The following is a 19,052-nucleotide window of genomic DNA, read 5'->3' as shown; positions in this document are numbered from 1 at the left end:
GAGCGCGGCCTGATCGGTCGTGGGGTGTGGCGGCGGTAGCGTTCGGCGGATGGACACGCTGAACTCGGTGATCGTCGACGTCAATGATGTGTTCTGGAACTGGCTGCTGATTCCGCTGGTCGTGGCGGCGGGGGTGTACTTCACCGTGCGCAGTGGGGTGGTACAGCTGCGGATGCTGCCGGAGATGTTCCGGGTGGTGGCCGAGAAGGGGCCGACGGCGGCGGATGGGAAGAAGGCGGTGTCGGCCTTCGGGGCGTTCAGTATTTCGGCGGCGGCTCGGGTGGGCACGGGCAACATCGCGGGGGTCGCGACCGCGATCAGTGTCGGTGGGCCGGGGGCGGTGTTCTGGATGTGGGCGATGGCTACGGTCGGGGCCGCGTCGGCGTTCGTGGAATCGACGCTCGCCCAGCTCTACAAGCGGCGGGAGAGCGAGCCGGGCACCTTCCGCGGCGGTCCGGCGTACTACATGGAGTACGGGCTGCGCCGTCGGTGGCAGGGGCTGACCTTCGCGGTGATCATCACCGTGACCTTCGGGTTCGTGTTCAACGCGGTGCAGTCCAACACCATCGTGGCCACCGGGCGGGCGTCGCTGTCGGCGCTGGACGGTGACTGGTTCGCGCCGCTGGTCGGGCTCTGCCTGATCACGTTGCTCGGGGTGGTGATCTTCGGCGGGGTGCGCCGGATCAGCCACATCACCGAGGTGCTGGTTCCGGTGATGGCGGTGGTGTACCTGCTGCTCGGCATCGCGGTGGTGGCGCTGAACATCACCGACCTGCCGCGGGTGCTCGCCGATATCGTCGGCGGGGCGTTCGGGCTGCGTGAGGTGGTCGGCGGCGGAATCGGGACCGCGCTCGCGCAGGGCATCCGGCGCGGCATGTTCTCCAACGAGGCCGGACTCGGGTCCTCGCCCAATGCCGCTGCGGCGGCCGATGTCTCGCATCCGGTGAAGCAGGGATTGGTCCAGTCGCTCGGCGTCTACTTCGACACCCTGCTGATCTGCTCGATCACCGCGTTCATCATCCTGACCAGCGACCCTGATCTGTCCGAGCGGCGCAGCGCCGACCTGACCCAGAGCGCGCTGCAGGCGTCGCTGGGCACCTGGGCCGGGCACGTGCTCACCGCGGTGGTGTTCCTGCTCGCGTTCAGCTCGATGATCGGCAACTTCTACTACGGTCGAGCCAATATCGAATTCATCACCACCCGTCCCCAGGTGCTCACCGCGTTCCGAATCCTGGTGCTGGTGGCGGTTTTCGGCGGCGCGCTCGGCTCGGTGAGCCTGATCTGGAACCTGGCCGATGTGTTCATGGGCGTGATGGCGCTGGTCAACCTGGCCGCGATCATCCCGCTCGGCGTCGTCGCGTTCCGCCTGCTCGCCGACTATCGCGCTCAGCGCGGTGCGGGTGCGGACCCCGTGTATGTGCACCGTGCCGACATCGCCGACCCGGCGGGCGTGCAGTGCTGGCAGGCAACGATTGCGTCGAGCTTGCCCGGCAAACCCGCCCATTAGTGGTAGGCATGGGAAATGGCGAAACAGTGGACCGAAACGGCCGATATCGCGCTGCGCGCCGACGGTCAGCGCGTCGCTGATCTGGACACCTCGAGCACGCCGGGCTTCACCGGCGGCAAGCGCCTCGGCAAGGAACTGCTCGCCGAACGGGCGACGGTGCTCTCGGTCTTGCAGGAGAAGCTGTTCGCGCACGGTCGCACCGGTGGACAGCGCAGCGTGCTGCTGATCTTGCAGGGCATGGACACCGCGGGTAAGGGCGGCATCGTGCGCCACGTCATCGGGTCGGTCGACCCGCAGGGCGTCGACCACGCGTCGTTCGGCGTGCCTACCGAGCTGGAGAAGCAGCACGATTTCCTGTGGCGCATCCGCAACAAGCTGCCCGCCCACGGCCAGATCGGCGTCTTCGACCGCTCCCACTACGAGGACGTGCTGGTGGTGCGGGTGCACGACCTCGTGCCGCAGGCGGAGTGGGAACAGCGCTACGACCAGATCAACGCGTTCGAGAAGGAGATCGCCGACGCGGGCACCACCATCGTGAAGGTCGCGATGTTCGTCTCCCTCGACGAGCAGAAGAGCCGGCTGCGTGAACGGCTGGAACGCCCGGACAAATACTGGAAGTTCAACCCCTCCGACATCACCGAACGCGCCTACTGGCCCGAATATCAGAAGGCGTACCAGGCCGTTCTCGACCGCACCAACACCGATTACGCGCCCTGGCACGTGCTGCCGTCGGACCACAAGTGGTACGCGCGCCTCGCGGTCACCGAATTACTGATCGCCGCGTTGGCGCAGATGGAACTCGACTGGCCGCCCGCCGACTTCGATATCGCCGAGCAGTTGCGTCGACTCGACGAGTCCTGAATACGGGCAAGACGCGCATTGCGGAAACTCTCAGGTTCGGCCCGCATGATGTTCCCGGTGGGGAGCCAACGAGCGAAAGGCGTGTGACGACGGTGAGCACGGGCAAGAGTCCCTCGGGCAGGAATCCGCTGGCGGCGGCCGAGGCGGCCGACAAGAAGCGCAAGATCGCGATCCAGGCCGGCGTCGCCGCCGTCCTGGTCGCGCTGGTCGCGGCCATCGGCATCGGCATCGCGGTGAACAAGTCCGATTCCGACAAGGAATCGTCGACGACCTCGGCGGCGCAGCTGCCCGCGACGGGCGGGGCGGTCACCGAGACCGGCACGGTCGTGATCGGCAATCCCGATGCCAAGGTCAAGGTGCGCGTGGTCGCCGACCTCCAGTGCCCGGCCTGCAAGCAATTCGAGGCAGCCAACGGTGCGACACTCGCCAAGGCCGCCGCCGACGGCACCGCCTCCGTCGAGTACCAGATCATCTCGTTCCTCGACAAGGCCTCGACCAACCAGTACTCCTCGCGTGCGGCCAACGCGTCGTTCTGCGTGGCGAAGTCGGACACCACCAAGTACCAGGCCTGGTTGCAGACGATGTTCGAGAAGCAGCCCGCCGAGGGCGGTGCGGGCCTGAGCAACGACGAGCTCATCAAGATCGCCACCGACGCGGGGTACACCGATCCGGCCGTGGCGACCTGCATCAACGACAAGCCGTACAACGACTACATCCAGCAGGTCACCCAGACCACGCTGCAGAGTGGCGTGAAGTCCACGCCGTCGGTGTACATCAACGGCCAGCTGAACCAGACCGACGCGATCTTCACCGAGAACGGCCTGGCCCCCGTGATCGCTGACGCGGCGAAGTGATCACCGCCCCCGCCCGCTCGGCCTGGCTGCTGCTGATCGCCGGGCTGGCGGGCTGGCTGGCGTCGTTCACGCTCACCGTCGAACGGTTCAAGCTGTTCGTCGACCCGGATTACGTGACCTCGTGCAGCATCAACTCGGTGCTGTCGTGCGGGTCGATCATGAAGACCGACCAGGCCGCGGTCTTCGGTTTCCCCAACCCGCTCATCGGCGTCGTCGGGTTCTCGGTGGTGGTGACCCTCGCCGTGCTGTCGGTGGTCGGCGTGGGCTTCCCGCGCTGGATCTGGGGCGGGCTGTGGCTCGGCACCGTGCTCGGCATCGCCGGACTGTGCTGGCTGATCTTCCAGAGCCTGTACCGGATCAACGCGCTGTGCCCGTACTGCATGGTGGTGTGGGTGGCGGTGCCGGTGCTGTTCGCGGTGACCACGCAGGAACTGTGGGGCCGGTCGCGCGGTGCGATGGGAATCCTCGCCGAATGGCGCTGGACCCTGGTTGTGGTGTTCTACGCGGTGGTGCTGCTGCTGGTGTTCCTGAAGTTCCAGGACTACTGGCTAAGCCTGGTCTGACACCGGCTTGGTGGCGTCCACGTATTGCATGAAACGGTGGACGCGCTGGTCGATTTCGGTCAGGCCCGCGCGGTCGAACAGCTTCGGGAAGGTATCGCGGTCGAACAGGCGAAGGCCGCTCAGGCTCGCGGCCAGGCTGCTCGCCGAGCCGAAGAGGTTGTCCTCGGCATAGCTGGTGCTGATCGCGATACGGCCGCCCGGGGCGAGGACACGGATCATCTCGCGGGTGGCGACCAGCGGATCGGGGATCAGGTAGAGGGCGCCGAAACAGCAGACGGCGTCGAAGGTTCCGTCGGCGAACGGCAGCATGCGCGCGTCGCCGCGGACATAACCGACGCGCGGGCTCGCGTTGTCGGTGGCGGCCTTGGCCAGCATCGGCGCCGAGTAGTCCAGGCCGGTGACGAAACCGCCCTTCGTCAGATATTCGCTGAGGTAGCCGGTGAAATTGCCTGGGCCGCACGCCACATCGAGCACCTTCATGGGGCCGCTCAGCCGTAGGGCACCGACCGCTTCGTGGCGGTCGGTGCCGGTGGTCCGGCCGCTGGCGAGGTAGAACAGCGTGGGTCGCCACGCGTGCTCGTACACCGCGGCCAGCGCCGGGGCGTTCATCGTCCTGCGCGCGAGATTCACCGGCGCGCGACCTCGATGGTCATCCCGGCCTCGCGCAGCCGCGTGGTGAGCGCCTCGCCCATCGCCGACGCGGGGGTGAGCACACCCGCGCGCTCGGGCAGGGTGTCGAAGGCCAGGCTCAGGCCGCTCTGGCCGAGCAGTACGGCGGTGGCCTGGTAGCCGGGGTCGCCCGTGCCGGAGAAGGTGGCCTGATACTTGGCGCCGGAGCTGGTGCGGGCGAAGGTCTTCATGGTGAACCACCCACTGCGGCGCGCCTTTTCGCTGGGGCCGGTGCCGGGCTTGGGCAGAATCCGGTCGAGCAGCTTACGGCCGAGCGAAACTCTCGACAGGACCGCGCCCGAGGCCATGCCCGCCACGATGCCGCCCGCGATACCCGCGGCGACCAGCGGCGCGGCGGCCGAGGTGCCCGCGTTCATCACCTCGCGGTAGCGGAACTGCTTACCGTAGACCCAGCCGAGCAGGCCGTTGGTGCGGCGCACGACCTTGGTGTTGTGCGAGGCCATCACGAACGTGGTGACCCAGCCGTCCAGGCCGGGGTCGATGCTGTCGGCGCGGGCCAGCGCCAGATCGGACTGGCGGCCGACATCGGGTTCCATGCTGCGATCCGGGCTCAGCGAATACGGGTGGGCCAGGATCTTGCCGCGCGCGGAGTCGGCCGCCACGTCCTCCCACATGGCACGCCCGGAATCGATGGTGCCGCCGCTCGCGCCGCCCTTGAGATAGGCGACCAGGGTGGTGTCCTCGAGCTCGCCGGTGTCGTCGGCGATCGTGGCCCGGTAGATCTCGTACACGCTCAGGTCGGACGGAATCGAGTCGTAGCCACAGGAATTCACGATTTTGGCGCCCGAGTCGACCGCGGTCTGCTCGTACTTCTCGATGGCGTCGTGGATGAACAGCGGCTCACCGGTGAGGTCGGCGTAGTGGGTGCCCGCCACGGCACACGCGCCCAGCAGGGGCATGCCGTAGCGCAGGTACGGTCCGACCGTGGTGACCACGACCTTGGTGCGCTCGGCCATCGAGGCCAGCGAGGCGGGGTCGCTGGAATCGGCGACGACGAGTTCCCATGTCGCGGCGGCGGGCCCGAGCTCGTCGCGAGTGGCGGCGAGCTTGCTCGCCGAACGGCCGGCCAGGGCGATCCTGGCGTCGGCCGGGGCCGCGGTGAGCAGGTATTCGGCGGTGAGTTTGCCGACGAAACCTGTTGCGCCGAACAGGATCAGGTCGAACTCACGGTGCTGCGGCATGACGCGCCTTTCGAAAGATGATTCAGGGCTTGGTGGCCGGTGCGCTCGCCTTGCGGGGGGCACGAGTCTTCTTCACCGGTTTCGGTGGATGAGTGGCGAGCCAATCACGATGGGCCAGCCCGAGTTCGGTGACCGGCTGATCGCCGTAGAGCCATTCCCTGGCGACCAGATGCCAGTTGTTGGTGCTGTCGAGCTGGCCGAGCATGCCGAAGGTGAGGAAGTCGGCGCGGCGCGAGAACAGGTGTTCGGGCGGCAGATTCTGCTGCTTCATGCCGGTGAACTCGCTGGCCCTCGGGTCGACGGCGAGCAGGAACGCGCCACTGGCCAGTTCCGGGGTGATGGTGAGTTCCTCGTCCACCAGACACCATTCCGAGGCGGCGAGCACGTATTCGAGGCATTCCTCGGCGCCGATCTCCTCGGGCGAATCGATCACGCCGCGATCGATCATCAGCTGCCGCAGGTCTTCCGCGCGATCCTCGGCGGCCGCGCGCAGGCACTGGATCTCGAATCCGACCAGCTTGGGGTCCATCCGGTTGAACAACCCGAAATCGAGGAAGGCGACCCGGCCGTCCCTGGCGAGCAGCACATTGCCCGGGTGCGGATCGCCACAGAACTCGTTGAAGCTGAACAGCGAGCCGACGTAGAAGCGGTAGATGATCTCGCCGACCCGGTTACGTACCGCGGCGGGCATTTTCCGCACCTCGTCGAAGCCGTCGCCATCGATGAACTCGCTGACCAGCACGCGGGTGGTCGACAGCTCCGGCACCGAGGACGGCACCACGATGAACGGGTGGTCGCGGTACAGGTGCGCGATCTCGGCCTGCGTGGCGGCTTCGGCCTGGTAGTCGAGCTCGCTCTCCATGTTCAGTTTCAGCTCGTCGAGCACCGCGGGGGTGATCCACGGCATCGCCGAGGCGAGCACCCGGCGGAACATGGTGAGGTTCTTCAGATCCGCGCGCACGGCGGCGTCGACCCCGGGGTACTGGACCTTCACCGCGACAGCACGGCCGTCGTTCAGCGTGGCCCGGTACACCTGGCCGATCGAGGCGGCGGCGATCGGCTCCGGATCGAATTCGGCGAAGATCTCCGCCAGCGGGGCATTGAAATCCTGCTCGATCACCGTGCGCATGGACTCGAACGACACCGTGGGTGCGGCGTTGCGCAGCACGGCCAGGCGCTGCTGGAACCGCTCGCGATGGTTCTCCGGCACCAGATCCAGGTCGAGCACCGACATCATCTGGCCCAGCTTCATGGCGACGCCCTTCATGGTGCCCAGCACCATGACCACCTGTTCGGTGGTGCGGATCATCGACTCCTCGGCCATCCGCGCGCGCACGGCCTCCGAGCGGCCGCGCATCGATAATCTGGTCTTCTTCGAGCGGATGACCGACCCCGCCGCGACTGCCCCCAGCTTCGTCCCGCGGGCAAGCCGGGAAGTCGGCACGTTCTTCGCCATCGAGATACCTCCGTTGGTGCCGACGCGCACGGCGGTGACACAAGCCACAGCGTCCCGCCCGGGTTCAGCGTAGCCAACCGTGCGCCGTTGTCGAGCCCGGCTCCCTCGAACGCGGGAAATCCCAGCTCAGGGCGACTGTTGCGGCATTTCGGGCAGCGGATGCGGCTGCGCGGTGAAGATCTCGGGTGAGCCACCCGCGCGGGCCATGCCCTCGATCGCACTCCAGGCCATCATCGTGAGGTAGTCGATGACGTCCTGACGCGGCATGGCCTTGTCGGTGGTGGTCCACCAGTGGGTGGCCAGCTGGATGCCGCCGACCAGCACGTACGACCACAGCATCGCGCCCTCGGTGCGGATGCCCTTGGCGCCCGCCCGGTCGACCAGCACCGTGGTGACCACATCGGCGAAGAGGCGCTCGAACTCCGCGAGCGAGGACTTGTCGCCCGCGGCATTGCTCATGATGAACCGGTAGACCTCGGGGTCGTCGTCGACGGTGCCGACGTATTCGGTCATCGCGGCGCGCACGAGTTGGTATTCGTCGGCGTCGAGACTGATCGCGCCGTACACCCGGGGTAGCAGCGTGGTTTCGATGAACCGCTGCATGGTGGCGTGGACCAGGTCGTTCTTGTCCGCGAAGTAGCGGTACAGCACGGTTTTGGACACGCCGATCTCGGTGGCGATCTCGTCCATGCCCGCCTGGCTGCCCCGCGCGCGGATGGCGTTGAGCGTGCCGTCGACCAGTTCCTCGCGGCGGTCGATCTTGTGCTGTCGCCACCGACGTTTGCGGCCGTCAGCCTGGCCGCCGCCGCGCACTCCTGCTCGGCTCGACTGCTCGCCGATCTCGACAAGGTCTTCGGTGGACAGAACAGCCCCCTCGTATCGATGTTGGCGTCTTTAGTCAACAGCTTAGGCGCGCCGGTGTGGGGTGGCGCTCCTTTGGCCCACGTTGCGGCATTTACCACACTCGAGTGCTTACGCGCGCGTACGACAAACCGCGCGGTTCGCCGTGTCGTGGGCGACGCCACGCGGGGTTGGCGGCGGCGCACTCGCCGTGCGCACAGCAGAATGGGTGCTATGGAGAAATCTCCCGGCAACACGGCGGTTCTCACGCCGCGCACCGAGCCCGCCGCACAGCCCGCCGGCTTCGCGGTGATGACCGACGAGGCGGGCAAAAAACGTGACCTGTTCAAGATGAAGGCGCTCGCGACCAGCTTCCTGCTGGTGGCCAGTGTGATCTACCTGCTGTGCCGCTGGCTCGAATCGCGTGGCGGCGGTGGCGAGTGGGTGGGCTATGTCCGCGCGGCCTCGGAGGCGGGCATGGTCGGCGCGCTGGCCGACTGGTTCGCGGTCACCGCGCTGTTCAAGCACCCGCTGGGTCTGCCGATCCCGCACACCGCGATCATCCGTAAGAAGAAGGACCAGCTCGGCGAGAGCCTGGGCGCCTTCGTCGGCACCAACTTCCTCGCCCCCGACGTGGTCTCGGCGCGCCTGGACTCGGCGCAGATCTCGCTGCGCGTGGGCCGGTGGATGGCCGATCCGGCGCACGCGGCGCGGGTGGCGCAGGAAAGCGCGACGATCCTGACCGCGGTGGTCAACACCCTGCGCGACGAGGACGTCGAGCAGATCATCGACAACACCATCGTCAAGCGGATCGCCGAACCGCTGTGGGGGCCGCCGCTGGGCCGGGTGCTCTCGGAGATGATCGCCGACAACCGGCAGCGGCCGCTGATCGACCTGCTGGCCGAGCGCGCGCATCAGTGGGCGCTGGGTTCCCAGGACACGATCGACCGGATCGTGGTGCGCGATGCGCCGCAATGGGCGCCGAAATTTGTCAATACATTGCTGTCGGAGCGAATTTATCGGGAACTCGTCGAGTTCACCTGGAAGGTGCGCTCCGATCCTGAACACGAATTGCGGCGGGCCGCCGATCGCTTTCTCCAGGATTTCGCCGAGGACCTGCAACACGACGACGCGATGATCGCCAAGGCGGAGAAGGTCAAGGCCGAGATCATGGGCCGCGAGCAGATCACCGGAATGGCCGAGGCCACCTGGCGGGCGGCGAAGCGGTTGATCTTGGAATCGGCCGAAGACCCGGATTCCACCCTTCGCCGCAAGGTGGCCGAGAATGTGCAGCAGCTCGGCGAGCGCCTCCGCGACGACCCGGAGATGCGTGGCAAAGTGGACGGGTGGATCGATCGCGGTGCTCGCTATCTGGTCGGTAACTACTCCGCGGAGATCACGACATTGGTGACCGATACGGTTGCGCGCTGGGACGCCGACGAGGCGAGCAGGAAGATCGAATTGCAGGTCGGTCGGGATCTGCAATTCATCCGGATCAACGGCACGGTCGTCGGCTCGCTCGCCGGCCTGGCCATCTACACGATCTCGCAGCTGCTGTTCCACTGAACGACCTGGTAACCGGGGCTGCGTACGTGTTAGCCGACCGGGTGCTAACTGTAGTGCTTGCAATAGCTAGCACCCTGTTCTACTATTGGCCTTACAACGCCAGAAGGTGAGCGATGACAGACCAACCCGAGAGTCGTGTAGCGCACGCGGCTCAAGACATCGGAGGTTTCATCAGGGCACAGCGCGAAGGTGCGCAGGTGTCCCTGCGTCAGCTCGCCGCTCTGGCGGGGGTAAGTAATCCGTACCTGAGCCAAATCGAACGCGGATTACGTAATCCCTCCGCCGAAGTACTCGCGCAGATCGCCAAGGCACTGCGGGTTTCCTCGGAGGTGTTGTATGTGCGGGCAGGATTTCTGGAACAGCGTCCGCACAGCCCGGTCCGTGACGCCCTGCTGGCCGACACTTCGGTGTCCGAGCGGCAGAAACAGGTGTTGCTGGAAATCTATGAGTCGTTTCGCCGGGAAAACGGGGAAGAAGCCGGCTCAGGGGGGAACGAACGAGACACTGACGTTTCGTTCACGACAACTGACACTCCGCCACACCAGGAGACTGAAGACTGATGACCGAGAAGACCGCCACTGTGACCAAGCCGCTGTTCGCCACCGTCGGCGCCGGTGACGCCATCTACGCCGCCGTGAACGACGTCGTCGCCGACGTGCGTGGCCGCGTTGCCACCGCCGACCCGAAGGCCCGCGTCGAAGAGGCCCGCGAGCGCATCGCGAACGTGCCCGCCGACGTGCAGGCCCAGTTCGACACCCTGCGTGACCGTATCTCCGGCCTGCCGTCGGAGCTGCCGGAGGACCTCGCCGAGCTGCGCGAGAAGTTCACCCCCGAAGAGCTGCGCAAGCTGGCCGAGCAGTACTACCGCCAGGCGCTCGACATCTACGCCGATCTCGCCGTTCGCGGCGAGGAGACCGTCGACCGGCTGCGTGCCAACCAGGCCGTCGACGAGCAGATCGGGCGCGTCGAGAACCTCTACAAGGATGCCTCCGCTCGCGCCGAGGATGCCCTGACCAAGGTCAACGACCTGCTGGGTCGCACCAAGGCCGAGGCCGAGGCCGTGGCCGACAAGGTCGACGCCGTGGTCGAGGCCGAGGTCGTCGCCGTCACCACCGAGCCGGCTCCGGCCAAGGCTCCCGTCGCCAAGAAGGCTCCGGCCAAGAAGGCCGCTCCGGCGAAGAAGGCCGCCGCGCCCAAGAAGGTCTAGCCTTCGCGCAGCACCGCTGACAGCGGCCCCGTACACCAGGTGTGTGCGGGGCCGCTGTTCGTATGATGGGGGTGTGAACCTGGTGAATGGGATGACCTCGCTGATTCTGCTGATCCTGTGGATCGGCGCCTTCGGCGCGACGGTGTTCGCGCTCATTCACGCTGTGCGCCAGCGTTCGGATGCCTTCACCGCCGTCGACAAGATGACCAAGCCGATCTGGCTGGCCATTCTCGGTGGTGCGCTGGTGTTTCTGCTGATCGGCATCGGGGGGCTGGGGATGCTGTCGTTCATCGCGATCATCGCGACCGGGGTGTACCTGGCCGATGTGCGCCCGAAGGTGGACGAGGTGCAGCGCGGCCCGCGCTGGTAAACAGCCCCTCGAAGGGCTCGCGGGTGAGTGGTACGCGGTGTTACTGTATCTATCAGTAACACAAAGGAGTGTGCCGATGCGCGCAAAGTTGCCGACGGCTCTGGTGAACCTGGTCGACCGGGTGTCCACCGTGGTCGAGACCACCCTCGCGGCCCACCGGGCGGACCTGCGGACACGGACGCACGGGATCGCGGCCTTCGATCCGCCGCGGATACCGCACGACGTGATCCCCGTGGTCACCGCCGACGGCGCCCGCCTGCGGGTGCACGCCTACGGCCCCGTCGACGCGCCCGTCATCGTGTTCGCCCACGGCTGGACGTGTTCGATCGAATACTGGAACGCCCAGATCAACGCCTTCGCCGGCGAGTACCGCGTGGTCGCCTACGACCAGCGCGGCCACGGTGAGAGCACCAACGGCTACGCCCGCCCCAGCACCGATCTGCTCGCCGACGACCTGTGCGACGTGCTCGACGCCGTACTGCTGCCGGGGCAGCGCGCGGTACTGGCCGGGCACAGCATGGGCGGGATGACGCTCATCGCCTGGGCGGGCCGGTACCCCGAGCGGGTCGCCGAACAGGCCGCCGCGGTGATCCTCACCAACACCGGCGCGCACTCACTGGTCGAGGTGTCGACCATGGTTCCCGGCCTGAACATCCCGCTGCGGATGCTCGGCGGCCGTTCGATGCCGACGCCGGACTGGCTCGGCAAGCTCATCCTCGGCACCCCGGTGGTGTTCCCGCCGATCAAGCCGGTGCGCTGGATCTTCGCCCGGCAGGTGATGACCCTCGATACCTCGCGCGAGAAGCTGAATTACGCGCTCTCGGTGGTGCGTGGCTGCCCGATGATGACGCGTTCGCGCTACGGCTTCCTGCTCACCGAGCTGCACCTCGGCGATGACGCGAAGAACTTCTCGGTCCCGACCACCGTGCTCGCGGGCGATCGTGACGACATGACCCCCGCGATCCACGCCGAGCGCCTGGCCGCGCTGCTCCAGGAAGCAGGCACGCTCGCCGGGTTCAAGGTGCTGCCGACCGGACACCTCGGCAATGTCGAACGCTACGACCTGTTCAATGCCGAGGTGGCCCGAGTGCTGGCCGCCGTCAGCGAGCCCGTGCGCGCCCTGGCCTGACCGCCTGCGAGAATCGGCGGATGAGCTCTACCGCTGTGACCTCGGACGACCGTCGGTTCGTGCTGACCCTCGGGTGCCCGGACCGGCCGGGCGTCATCGCCCGGATCTCCTCGTTCATCGCCGAATTCGGCGGCTCGATCGTGGAGGCCGGGTATCACTCCGACGGTGACATCGGCTGGTTCTTCACCCGCCAGGCCGTGAAGGCCTCGACGGTGCCGTTCTCCATCGACGAGCTGCGGGTGCGCTTCGCCGAGGTGGCCGCCGAGTTCGGTCCCGAGACCGACTGGCAGCTGCACGATTCCGGTGCGCCGCGGCGCGCGGTGCTGCTGGTCAGCAAGGACGGGCACTGCCTGCACGACCTGCTCGGCCGCGCACAGGCCGGTGAGCTGCCCGCGACCATCGAGGCCGTGATCGGCAACCACCCCGACCTCGCGGGCATGACCGAGGCCCACGGGGTGAAGTTCCACCACGTGCCGTTCCCGAAGGACCCGGCCGAGCGCGGTCCGGCCTTCGAGCAGGTGCGCGACCTCGTCGACTCCCACGATCCGCATGCCGTGGTGCTCGCCCGTTTCATGCAGGTGCTGCCCGCCGAGCTGTGCGAGCACTGGGCCGGGCGCGCGCTCAATATCCACCACAGCTTCCTGCCCTCGTTCGTCGGCGCGCGGCCCTATCACCAGGCGTACGCGCGCGGGGTGAAGCTGATCGGGGCGACCTGCCACTACGTCACCGCCGAGCTGGACGCGGGGCCCATCATCGAGCAGGACGTGATCCGCGTCGATCACGCCGACGACGCGCGCGACATGGTCAGGCAGGGACGCGACATCGAGCGGGTCGTGCTCGCGCGTGGACTGCGCTGGCACCTGGAGGGCCGGGTGCTCGTGCACGGTCGGCGCACGGTCGTCTTCGAGTGACCTACAGGTCGTAAAACGGTGCCGGATAACGGAATTCGCCGGTCACGGCGGAATCGTAGGCCGTGAGCGGGCGGACCTGGAAATACGGCGCCCATTCGGCTTCGTCGGGCACGACGCCCAGGCGCGCGCCGGGGACGAAGCCGAAGCGGGCGTAGTAGTCGGGATCGCCGACCAGGCCGACAACCGATTCGTCGAGGGCGTCGGCGGCGCCGAGGGCGGCGTGGACCAATGCCGAGCCGACGCCGGACTTCTGATGCTCCGGATCGACGCCGAGCGGACCCAGCGCGAGCACCGGGAACGGGCCGATTCCGGCTCTGGTGAGACAGATGTGCCCCACGACGGTGTCGTATTCGAGGGCGACCAGCGACAGCGTGGGCATCCACGACTCGTCGGTCCGTAGCGTCTCGACGAGGGCGGGTTCGGGTGGTTCGGTGACGGCCGGATCGCCCGCGTAGTGCGGGGCGAAAGCGGCGCGGTGGATCGCGGCGATCGCCGGGGCGTCCGCTGGGGTCTCGCGACGGATCAGCACAGGCTTAAGTCTCCAGGATTTGGGTACGGGAGCGCAATGATGTGCCGTGCCCGATGTTCCGGACTCGGCCGCGCGTGTGCGATGCTCGGGAAATGACTTCCGCGCCGCTGACCCGGGCCGCCGTGGCCGACATGATCGACCACACCCTGCTCGCGCCGGAAGCCACTCCGGCCGAGGTCGACTCGCTGGTCGTCGAGGCGCGCAAGCTGGGGGTGTACGCGATCTGCCTGTCGCCCTCGATGCTGCCGGTGCGTGCGCCGGGGCTGGTGGTGGCCACCGTGGCGGGTTTCCCGTCCGGCAAACACCATTCGCTGGTGAAGGGTGCCGAGGCGCGGCTGGCCGTGGATCAGGGCGCCGCCGAGGTGGACATGGTGATCGACGTGGGCGCCGCGCTGGCCGGTGATTTCAACGCCGTGCTCGCCGACATCATCACCGTGCGCGAGGCGACCAGGGATCGGGCCGTGCTCAAGGTGATCATCGAATCGGCGGCGCTCACCGATGCGGCGATCGTCGGCGCGTGCCGGGCGGCCGAACAGGCGGGCGCAGATTTCGTGAAGACCTCCACCGGTTTCCATCCCGCGGGCGGTGCGAGCGTGCACGCGGTGCGGTTGATGGCCGAGACCGTCGGCGGACGACTCGGGGTGAAGGCCAGCGGCGGCATCCGCACCGCCGCGGATGCCGCCGCGCTGATCGAGGCCGGTGCTACGCGGCTCGGGTTGTCGAAATCGGCTGCGGTCCTCGACGGATTTCCCGACTAGCCGAGGTTTCCCCGAGTCGTCACCGCCGCGCGCGATCAGCAGGTGAACCCGGACTGCTGAGCGGCCGGGTCGCTCTCGAGTGCGGTCTTGCCACCCGAAAGGTGCACGCTCACACCGTCATCGGTGACCTTGACCTCCTGCGCGCGCAGGCCGAGCGGATAGCTCTGCAAGCTCTGGGTGAAGGTCTCGACGATGTCCTGCACGAGGTCGGTGGGCAGGCCGATGCCGAGTATCTGCGCTGACTTCGTCTCCACCGTGACGTTGCCGTCGCGGACCATCGGCTGCACCTCCAGCTGGGCGAGGCCGCCGAGCACATCGAGAGTGATCACTCCGGTGCTCGCCGAGGAGCTCACGCCGCTGACCATGGTGCCGAGGGTCTCGCGGATGCCGTCGTTGTTCCAGGTCACGTCGGCGGTCGAGCTGTCGATGGTGCCGCCGCCTCGGCCGCGGTCGACGAGTTCGATGTCGTTGAATTTCGCGTGCACCACCATCCCGACAGCGGGGCCGAACTTGTTGTCCTCGCTGTCGACGGTGATCGTGCCGACCTTGCCGTCCACATAGGACAGCAGGATCGGGCGCGGGCCGAAGCCCACGTCGATGCTCGAGCCCATCTGTTGCTCGAACGCGCCGCTGATGCAGCTCGAGATCTTGTGCCTGGCATAGGCTTCGGTTCCGCCGATGGCCGCGACGAGTAGGGCTGCGACCACGGCCAACGCGATCACCAGCGAGCGCCGACCGATCCTGGGGCGAGGGGGCTTTTGTGTGGTCATGGCATCGGATTCTTCCCGATCTTTCTGTGTCCGCTCTGAGGACGTAGTGAAAGCCTTCACAGCAAAATGTGACCTGGCGCACGCAACCGGGCGTAATCTGGGTTGCATGACTGGCGAGGGCGCGCGCCGGGTGGCGGGGACAGCGGATCATCGATGGCGGGTGCTGCGGCGCCTCGCCGGGCGGCACGCGGGCTTCTTCACCACGCGTCAGGTGTTGCGTACCGGCTGCGAATCGCAGGTCAGAGCCGCCCTGGGGGACGGGTCGGTGACCAGGGCCGGGGTCGGGATGATGCGGCTGGGCCAGTGGCGGGTGGGGCCGCTCGACGAGTACGCGATGTGGGCGGCGTGGTTCGACGGCGCGGCGGCGGTGTCGTATCAGAGTGCGGCGGAACTGCACGGGATCGGCAGGTTGCAGCCGCGGTTTCTGCACCTGTCGGTGTCGGCGGGTCGCCCGCCGGTGACCCCACGGTTGGTGCTGACCCGACGCAAGCTCTGCGCGGCGGATGTCGAGTCGGCTGGGCCGTTTCTGGTGACCACGCCGGTGCGGACGGTCCTGGATCTGGCCGAGACCGAGATCTCGCAGTCGGCGCTGGACGAGGTGGTGGCCGACGCGGTGGCGATCCACCGATGCGATACCGACGAGATCTGGTGGGGTGGGCAGCAATTGGCGCCGCGAGCGTCGGCGCGGGTGCGACGGGCGTTAAGCCGGGTCTGACGGGGCGACCACGTCCCAGGGCACCGACAGCACGCAGTCGCGCATTCGCCGGTTGTAGGGGTGGACCGGGAAACCGTTGGCGCGCAGCATCTCCGCCGCTGCACGCCAGCGGATGCGGGGGCCGTACGGCGCCATGGCCGCGGTACGCTCCCAGGCCCGGTCGGCGGCGGTGAGCAGCGTGTGGACGCGTTCGCCGGGAATGTTGCGGTGGATCAACGCTTTCGGCAGGCGCTCGGCGATGTCGGAGGGCCGGTCCACGGTGAACGGATCCCAGGCCAGCGTCAGGGAGAGGGGACGGTGCCGGTCGAGCAGCACCCAGGCGCAGCGGCGGCCGAGTTCATCGCAGGTGCCGTCGACGAGCAGGCCGTCGGGTGCCAGATTCGACTGGATGCGTGACCACGCGTCGGGCACGGCGTCCTCGGGATATTGGCGCAGGACGTTGAACGCGCGGACCAGGGTCGGTCGCAGGCCCGCCAGTTCGAAGCCGCCGCGGGCGAAGCGGACGCCGTCGCGGGGTGCCACGACGCGGGCCGGGTCGATTTCCAGGCCCACCACCTCGAGGTCGGGGCGCACGGTGCGCAGCCGGGCGGCCAGTTCGAAGGTGGTCCACGGTGCGGCGCCGTAGCCGAGGTCGACGACCAGGGGATCGGGCGATTCACGCAGTGTCGCGCTGACGAGTTCGTCGTTGACGAGCCAGCGGTCACTGCGGCGCAAACGGTTGACGCCGGTGGTGCCACGGGTGATCGTGCCGACCGGGGGGAGGGCCTTGCGGCTGGGGGCCACGGGCGTCGAAGTTCTCCGGTGCGTCAGACCGACTTGTCGGCGGTCTGATTGTCCAGGTAGCGCAGGGTTTCTTCCTGCTCGGCGCGGAACAGGTCGACCAGGTTCACCAGCATCAACTGCTCCAGGCGCGGGCCGACCATGGGGATGAAGACCTTGGCGGTGGGGGAGAAGCGCATGGTGGCGCCGGTCTCGGTGGGAAACAGGCGGATGGTGCCGGTCAGGCTGCCGGGGCCGGCCGGAATCGAGGCGGAGAACTTGCCCTCGGTCTCGTCGTGGTCGAACGGGCCCCAGCTCTCCTTGCGGGTGATCACCATGTCTTTGCGCATCACGGTCTGGGCGATCTCGGGGAGCATCTCGCGGGGCAGGGTGTGGTGCAGGACCACGTCGATGCCGTCGTCGGTGACGTCGAGGCTCACCACTTCGTTGTTGGGCGCGTACTTGCGCATTTCGGCGACGCGGGCTTCCCAGTAGTCCCTGCTCTGGAGGGCTGCGTACAGCTCTTCGGTGGTGTGCAGGGGGTAGCGAGCCGAGTAGTCCAGTCTGCGTGCCATGGCAGCACACGTTACGTGGTTGGGGTGCGGGCGGAGGGAAGAGGTGGGTTGTCTGTGCTCGGTCCTATAAATCGATGCCGACGGTTACCGGTTCCGGCTCCAGCGCCACGCCGAACCTTTCCTGGACGCCCGCGCGGACGGTGCGGGCCAGGGCGACGATGTCGGACGCGGTCGCGGTGCCACGGTTGGTCAGGGCCAGGGTGTGCTTGGTCGACAGGCGCGCGGCGGCGCTGTCGCCGGGGAAGCCCTTCGCGAAACCGGCGCGTTCGATGAGCCAGCCCGCCGAGAGTTTGGTGCCGTCGGGTGCGGGATAGGTGGGCACCTTGACGTCGTCGCCGACGTGCGCGGCGATCGCGGCCAGTACCCGTGGCAACTGCTCCTCGGTGACGACCGGGTTGGTGAAGAACGAACCGGCGCTCCAGGTGTCGTGGTCGGCCGGGTCGAGGACCATGCCCTTGCCCGCCCGCAGGCGAAGCACTTCGGCGCGCACCTGCTCGACCGGGCGAGTCTCGCCGTCGCCCGCCCCGAGCACCTTCGCCAGCTCGCCGTAGCGCAGCGGCGCGCTCATCCCGCTCGGATCGAGGGCGAACTCCACCGCGAGGACCACCGCGTCGTCGCTGTGCTTGAGCACGCTGGTCCGGTAACCGAAGCCGAGTTCGGCGGGTTCGGTCCAGCGCACGTCCCCGGTCCTGCGATCGAGCAGGCGTACCCGGCGCAGCAGCGACGCCACCTCCACGCCGTACGCGCCGACGTTCTGCACCGGTGTCGCACCGGCCGAACCCGGAATGCCGGACAGGCACTCCAGCCCACCCAACCCGGCCGCGACGGTCGCCGCGACGACCTCGTCCCAGTTCGCGCCCGCCTCGGCCACCACGCCGTCGGTGCCCAGCTCGACGCCGGTGGTGCCGACCAGCACGACCACGCCGTCGAAGCCCGCGTCGTCGATGAGCAGGTTCGACCCGCCCGCCACCAGCAGCACCGCGATACCGGCCGCGTCCAGGGTCTTCACCGTGGCCACCAGGGCCTCGGTGCTCGCGCATTCGGCGAGCAGCGCGGGCCCGCCGACCCGCAAGGTCGTCAATTCGGACAAACGCACCGAATCGCGGACCGTCGCGCCGGTATCGGCAAGCAGGTCACGCAGCTGATCGGAGGACACCACCCGTGTTGTACGCACGTCCGCAGACGGTACCGTGTCGAGCATGGCTACACCTCTGGCGTTCACTGCCGGCTACACGCATTCCGTCGATGCGGTGCGCGCCGCGTACTCCGACGAGCAGTACTGGAAGGCCCGGATCGCCGAGGTCGGCGGGCCCGGTGCCCGGCTCGACGCCTTCGCCGTCGACGGCGACCAGGTCCGCGTCCAGATGGTGCAGTCCATCCCCGCCGACCAGCTCCCGCCCGCCATCACCGCGGTGCGCCCCGGCGACCTGATCATTCCGCGCACCGAGACCTACACCGGCACCGGCGGTATCTTCGAGGCCCACGTCGACGGTGCCCCCGCGGTGGTCCGCGGCACGGTGACCATGGCACCCGACGGCGGCACCGGCTCCACCACCGCCATCAACGGCACCATCGAGGTGAAGATCCCGCTGTTCGGCGGCAAGATCGAGGCGGCCATCTCCGAGCGCCTGATCGAACTCCTCGGCAACGAGGCCACCTTCACCGAGGAATGGCTCAACCGGTAGTAGCGGTCTCGGTGAGACCGCGCTCACGGGGTATGGGTCGGTAGCTCGGCGTACATTCGATGCGTGAGCAAACATTCGGTAACCGAACTGTTGCGCGCGCGGGCCACCGCGCGGCGTGATTCGTCG

The 19,052-nt window shown here is 67.9% G+C and carries 22 protein-coding genes; 13 read left to right on the top strand and 9 right to left on the bottom strand.

Annotation, left to right across the window (positions count from 1 at the left end; translation table 11 throughout):
* Positions 1-49 precede the first annotated feature (49 nt).
* From ACFQ9R_RS14880 to ACFQ9R_RS14865, 4 genes are all read left to right on the top strand, one after another.
* Entirely contained in the window at positions 50-1,507 is a 1,458-nt protein-coding gene (locus ACFQ9R_RS14880; RefSeq protein ID WP_378991081.1) for an alanine/glycine:cation symporter family protein, read from the top strand.
* Between the two features lie 15 nt (positions 1,508-1,522).
* The gene (locus tag ACFQ9R_RS14875) at positions 1,523-2,368 is read left to right on the top strand and encodes a polyphosphate kinase 2 family protein (RefSeq protein ID WP_378991080.1); all 846 of its coding nucleotides are present in this window, start codon (positions 1,523-1,525) and stop codon (positions 2,366-2,368) included.
* Positions 2,369-2,451: 83 nt separating this feature from the next.
* Complete coding sequence (locus tag ACFQ9R_RS14870) at positions 2,452-3,222, top strand: DsbA family protein (RefSeq protein ID WP_378991078.1); 771 nt, start codon at positions 2,452-2,454, stop codon at positions 3,220-3,222.
* Positions 3,222-3,785 (top strand): vitamin K epoxide reductase family protein, encoded by a 564-nt coding sequence (locus ACFQ9R_RS14865; protein ID WP_378991240.1) that lies wholly within the window; start codon positions 3,222-3,224, stop codon positions 3,783-3,785. The genes ACFQ9R_RS14870 and ACFQ9R_RS14865 overlap by 1 nt, the downstream gene beginning before the upstream one ends.
* Here the strand turns inward: ACFQ9R_RS14865 and ACFQ9R_RS14860 are convergent.
* From ACFQ9R_RS14860 to ACFQ9R_RS14845, 4 genes are all read right to left on the bottom strand, one after another.
* Positions 3,771-4,415, bottom strand: a complete 645-nt coding sequence (locus ACFQ9R_RS14860) for a class I SAM-dependent methyltransferase (RefSeq protein WP_378991077.1) — start codon at positions 4,413-4,415, stop codon at positions 3,771-3,773. The genes ACFQ9R_RS14865 and ACFQ9R_RS14860 overlap by 15 nt on opposite strands.
* Positions 4,412-5,656, bottom strand: a complete 1,245-nt coding sequence (locus tag ACFQ9R_RS14855; RefSeq protein ID WP_378991075.1) for a saccharopine dehydrogenase family protein — start codon at positions 5,654-5,656, stop codon at positions 4,412-4,414. The genes ACFQ9R_RS14860 and ACFQ9R_RS14855 overlap by 4 nt, the downstream gene beginning before the upstream one ends.
* Before the next feature lie 22 nt (positions 5,657-5,678).
* Positions 5,679-7,112, bottom strand: coding sequence for an ABC1 kinase family protein (locus tag ACFQ9R_RS14850; RefSeq protein WP_378991074.1), 1,434 nt, complete (start codon positions 7,110-7,112; stop codon positions 5,679-5,681).
* Positions 7,113-7,238: 126 nt separating this feature from the next.
* Positions 7,239-7,925 (bottom strand): TetR/AcrR family transcriptional regulator, encoded by a 687-nt coding sequence (locus ACFQ9R_RS14845; RefSeq protein ID WP_378991072.1) that lies wholly within the window; start codon positions 7,923-7,925, stop codon positions 7,239-7,241.
* A gap of 261 nt (positions 7,926-8,186) precedes the next feature.
* On the opposite strand from ACFQ9R_RS14845, the gene ACFQ9R_RS14840 reads away from it, so the two are divergent.
* The 6 genes from ACFQ9R_RS14840 to purU all read left to right on the top strand — a co-directional run bounded on the left by ACFQ9R_RS14840 (position 8,187) and on the right by purU (position 13,135).
* On the top strand, positions 8,187-9,518 hold the full coding sequence (locus ACFQ9R_RS14840; RefSeq protein WP_378991070.1) for a DUF445 domain-containing protein: 1,332 nt from the start codon (positions 8,187-8,189) through the stop codon (positions 9,516-9,518).
* A 113-nt stretch (positions 9,519-9,631) separates the two neighbouring features.
* Positions 9,632-10,078 carry a helix-turn-helix domain-containing protein gene (locus ACFQ9R_RS14835; protein ID WP_101465494.1) on the top strand — a complete coding sequence of 149 codons (447 nt, stop codon included), beginning with the start codon at positions 9,632-9,634 and terminating at the stop codon, positions 10,076-10,078.
* Entirely contained in the window at positions 10,078-10,725 is a 648-nt protein-coding gene (locus tag ACFQ9R_RS14830) for a heparin-binding hemagglutinin (protein ID WP_378991069.1), read from the top strand. The genes ACFQ9R_RS14835 and ACFQ9R_RS14830 overlap by 1 nt, the downstream gene beginning before the upstream one ends.
* A 91-nt stretch (positions 10,726-10,816) precedes the next feature.
* Complete coding sequence (locus ACFQ9R_RS14825) at positions 10,817-11,095, top strand: DUF2516 family protein (protein ID WP_235569396.1); 279 nt, start codon at positions 10,817-10,819, stop codon at positions 11,093-11,095.
* Positions 11,096-11,171: 76 nt separating this feature from the next.
* On the top strand, positions 11,172-12,224 hold the full coding sequence (locus ACFQ9R_RS14820; RefSeq protein ID WP_378991068.1) for an alpha/beta fold hydrolase: 1,053 nt from the start codon (positions 11,172-11,174) through the stop codon (positions 12,222-12,224).
* 20 nt (positions 12,225-12,244) lie between these two features.
* Positions 12,245-13,135: a formyltetrahydrofolate deformylase gene (purU, locus tag ACFQ9R_RS14815; protein ID WP_378991066.1), complete on the top strand. Its 891-nt coding sequence runs from the start codon at positions 12,245-12,247 to the stop codon at positions 13,133-13,135.
* 1 nt (position 13,136) lies between these two features.
* On the opposite strand, the gene ACFQ9R_RS14810 is transcribed toward purU, so the two are convergent.
* Entirely contained in the window at positions 13,137-13,664 is a 528-nt protein-coding gene (locus ACFQ9R_RS14810; protein WP_378991064.1) for a GNAT family N-acetyltransferase, read from the bottom strand.
* A 92-nt stretch (positions 13,665-13,756) separates the two neighbouring features.
* Here ACFQ9R_RS14810 and deoC point away from each other — a divergent pair, with 92 nt between their 5' ends.
* Entirely contained in the window at positions 13,757-14,422 is a 666-nt protein-coding gene (gene deoC / locus ACFQ9R_RS14805; protein ID WP_378991063.1) for a deoxyribose-phosphate aldolase, read from the top strand.
* Positions 14,423-14,457: 35 nt separating this feature from the next.
* Here deoC and ACFQ9R_RS14800 read toward each other — a convergent pair whose 3' ends face one another.
* Positions 14,458-15,192 (bottom strand): DUF2993 domain-containing protein, encoded by a 735-nt coding sequence (locus ACFQ9R_RS14800; RefSeq protein ID WP_378991062.1) that lies wholly within the window; start codon positions 15,190-15,192, stop codon positions 14,458-14,460.
* 106 nt (positions 15,193-15,298) lie between these two features.
* Between ACFQ9R_RS14800 and ACFQ9R_RS14795 the strand changes: the two genes are divergently transcribed.
* Positions 15,299-15,907 carry a hypothetical protein gene (locus ACFQ9R_RS14795; protein ID WP_358186434.1) on the top strand — a complete coding sequence of 203 codons (609 nt, stop codon included), beginning with the start codon at positions 15,299-15,301 and terminating at the stop codon, positions 15,905-15,907.
* On the opposite strand, the gene ACFQ9R_RS14790 is transcribed toward ACFQ9R_RS14795, so the two are convergent.
* The 3 genes from ACFQ9R_RS14790 to ACFQ9R_RS14780 form a co-directional block, all read right to left on the bottom strand.
* Entirely contained in the window at positions 15,893-16,690 is a 798-nt protein-coding gene (locus tag ACFQ9R_RS14790; RefSeq protein ID WP_378991060.1) for a class I SAM-dependent methyltransferase, read from the bottom strand. The two genes, ACFQ9R_RS14795 and ACFQ9R_RS14790, sit on opposite strands and share 15 nt — an antisense overlap.
* 23 nt (positions 16,691-16,713) lie before the next feature.
* Positions 16,714-17,241 (bottom strand): DUF2505 domain-containing protein, encoded by a 528-nt coding sequence (locus tag ACFQ9R_RS14785; RefSeq protein ID WP_378991059.1) that lies wholly within the window; start codon positions 17,239-17,241, stop codon positions 16,714-16,716.
* Between the two features lie 64 nt (positions 17,242-17,305).
* Positions 17,306-18,442, bottom strand: a complete 1,137-nt coding sequence (locus tag ACFQ9R_RS14780) for a UDP-N-acetylmuramate dehydrogenase (RefSeq protein WP_378991058.1) — start codon at positions 18,440-18,442, stop codon at positions 17,306-17,308.
* Between ACFQ9R_RS14780 and ACFQ9R_RS14775 the strand changes: the two genes are divergently transcribed.
* Complete coding sequence (locus ACFQ9R_RS14775; RefSeq protein ID WP_378634077.1) at positions 18,441-18,926, top strand: DUF2505 domain-containing protein; 486 nt, start codon at positions 18,441-18,443, stop codon at positions 18,924-18,926. The genes ACFQ9R_RS14780 and ACFQ9R_RS14775 overlap by 2 nt on opposite strands.
* Positions 18,927-19,052 lie beyond the last annotated feature (126 nt).

Source organism: Nocardia sp. NPDC056541 (genome assembly GCF_042794235.1).
GTDB lineage: Bacteria > Actinomycetota > Actinomycetes > Mycobacteriales > Mycobacteriaceae > Nocardia.
Note: the sequence above shows the minus strand (reverse complement) of the source record. Positions and strands in the feature narration are given on the sequence as shown.

Bases quoted from the DNA above. Each gene is read 5' to 3' on its own strand.
- ACFQ9R_RS14880 (WP_378991081.1), top strand. From the start codon at position 50: ATGGACACGCTGAACTCGGTGATCGTCGACGTCAATGATGTGTTCTGG.
- ACFQ9R_RS14875 (WP_378991080.1), top strand. From the start codon at position 1,523: ATGGCGAAACAGTGGACCGAAACGGCCGATATCGCGCTGCGCGCCGAC.
- ACFQ9R_RS14855 (WP_378991075.1), bottom strand. From the start codon at position 5,656: ATGCCGCAGCACCGTGAGTTCGACCTGATCCTGTTCGGCGCAACAGGT.
- ACFQ9R_RS14850 (WP_378991074.1), bottom strand. From the start codon at position 7,112: ATGGCGAAGAACGTGCCGACTTCCCGGCTTGCCCGCGGGACGAAGCTG.
- ACFQ9R_RS14840 (WP_378991070.1), top strand. From the start codon at position 8,187: ATGGAGAAATCTCCCGGCAACACGGCGGTTCTCACGCCGCGCACCGAG.
- ACFQ9R_RS14835 (WP_101465494.1), top strand. From the start codon at position 9,632: ATGACAGACCAACCCGAGAGTCGTGTAGCGCACGCGGCTCAAGACATC.
- ACFQ9R_RS14830 (WP_378991069.1), top strand. From the start codon at position 10,078: ATGACCGAGAAGACCGCCACTGTGACCAAGCCGCTGTTCGCCACCGTC.
- ACFQ9R_RS14825 (WP_235569396.1), top strand. From the start codon at position 10,817: ATGACCTCGCTGATTCTGCTGATCCTGTGGATCGGCGCCTTCGGCGCG.
- ACFQ9R_RS14820 (WP_378991068.1), top strand. From the start codon at position 11,172: ATGCGCGCAAAGTTGCCGACGGCTCTGGTGAACCTGGTCGACCGGGTG.
- purU (WP_378991066.1), top strand. From the start codon at position 12,245: ATGAGCTCTACCGCTGTGACCTCGGACGACCGTCGGTTCGTGCTGACC.
- deoC (WP_378991063.1), top strand. From the start codon at position 13,757: ATGACTTCCGCGCCGCTGACCCGGGCCGCCGTGGCCGACATGATCGAC.
- ACFQ9R_RS14800 (WP_378991062.1), bottom strand. From the start codon at position 15,192: ATGACCACACAAAAGCCCCCTCGCCCCAGGATCGGTCGGCGCTCGCTG.
- ACFQ9R_RS14795 (WP_358186434.1), top strand. From the start codon at position 15,299: ATGACTGGCGAGGGCGCGCGCCGGGTGGCGGGGACAGCGGATCATCGA.
- ACFQ9R_RS14785 (WP_378991059.1), bottom strand. From the start codon at position 17,241: ATGGCACGCAGACTGGACTACTCGGCTCGCTACCCCCTGCACACCACC.
- ACFQ9R_RS14775 (WP_378634077.1), top strand. From the start codon at position 18,441: ATGGCTACACCTCTGGCGTTCACTGCCGGCTACACGCATTCCGTCGAT.
- ACFQ9R_RS14780 (WP_378991058.1), bottom strand. From the start codon at position 18,442: ATGCTCGACACGGTACCGTCTGCGGACGTGCGTACAACACGGGTGGTG.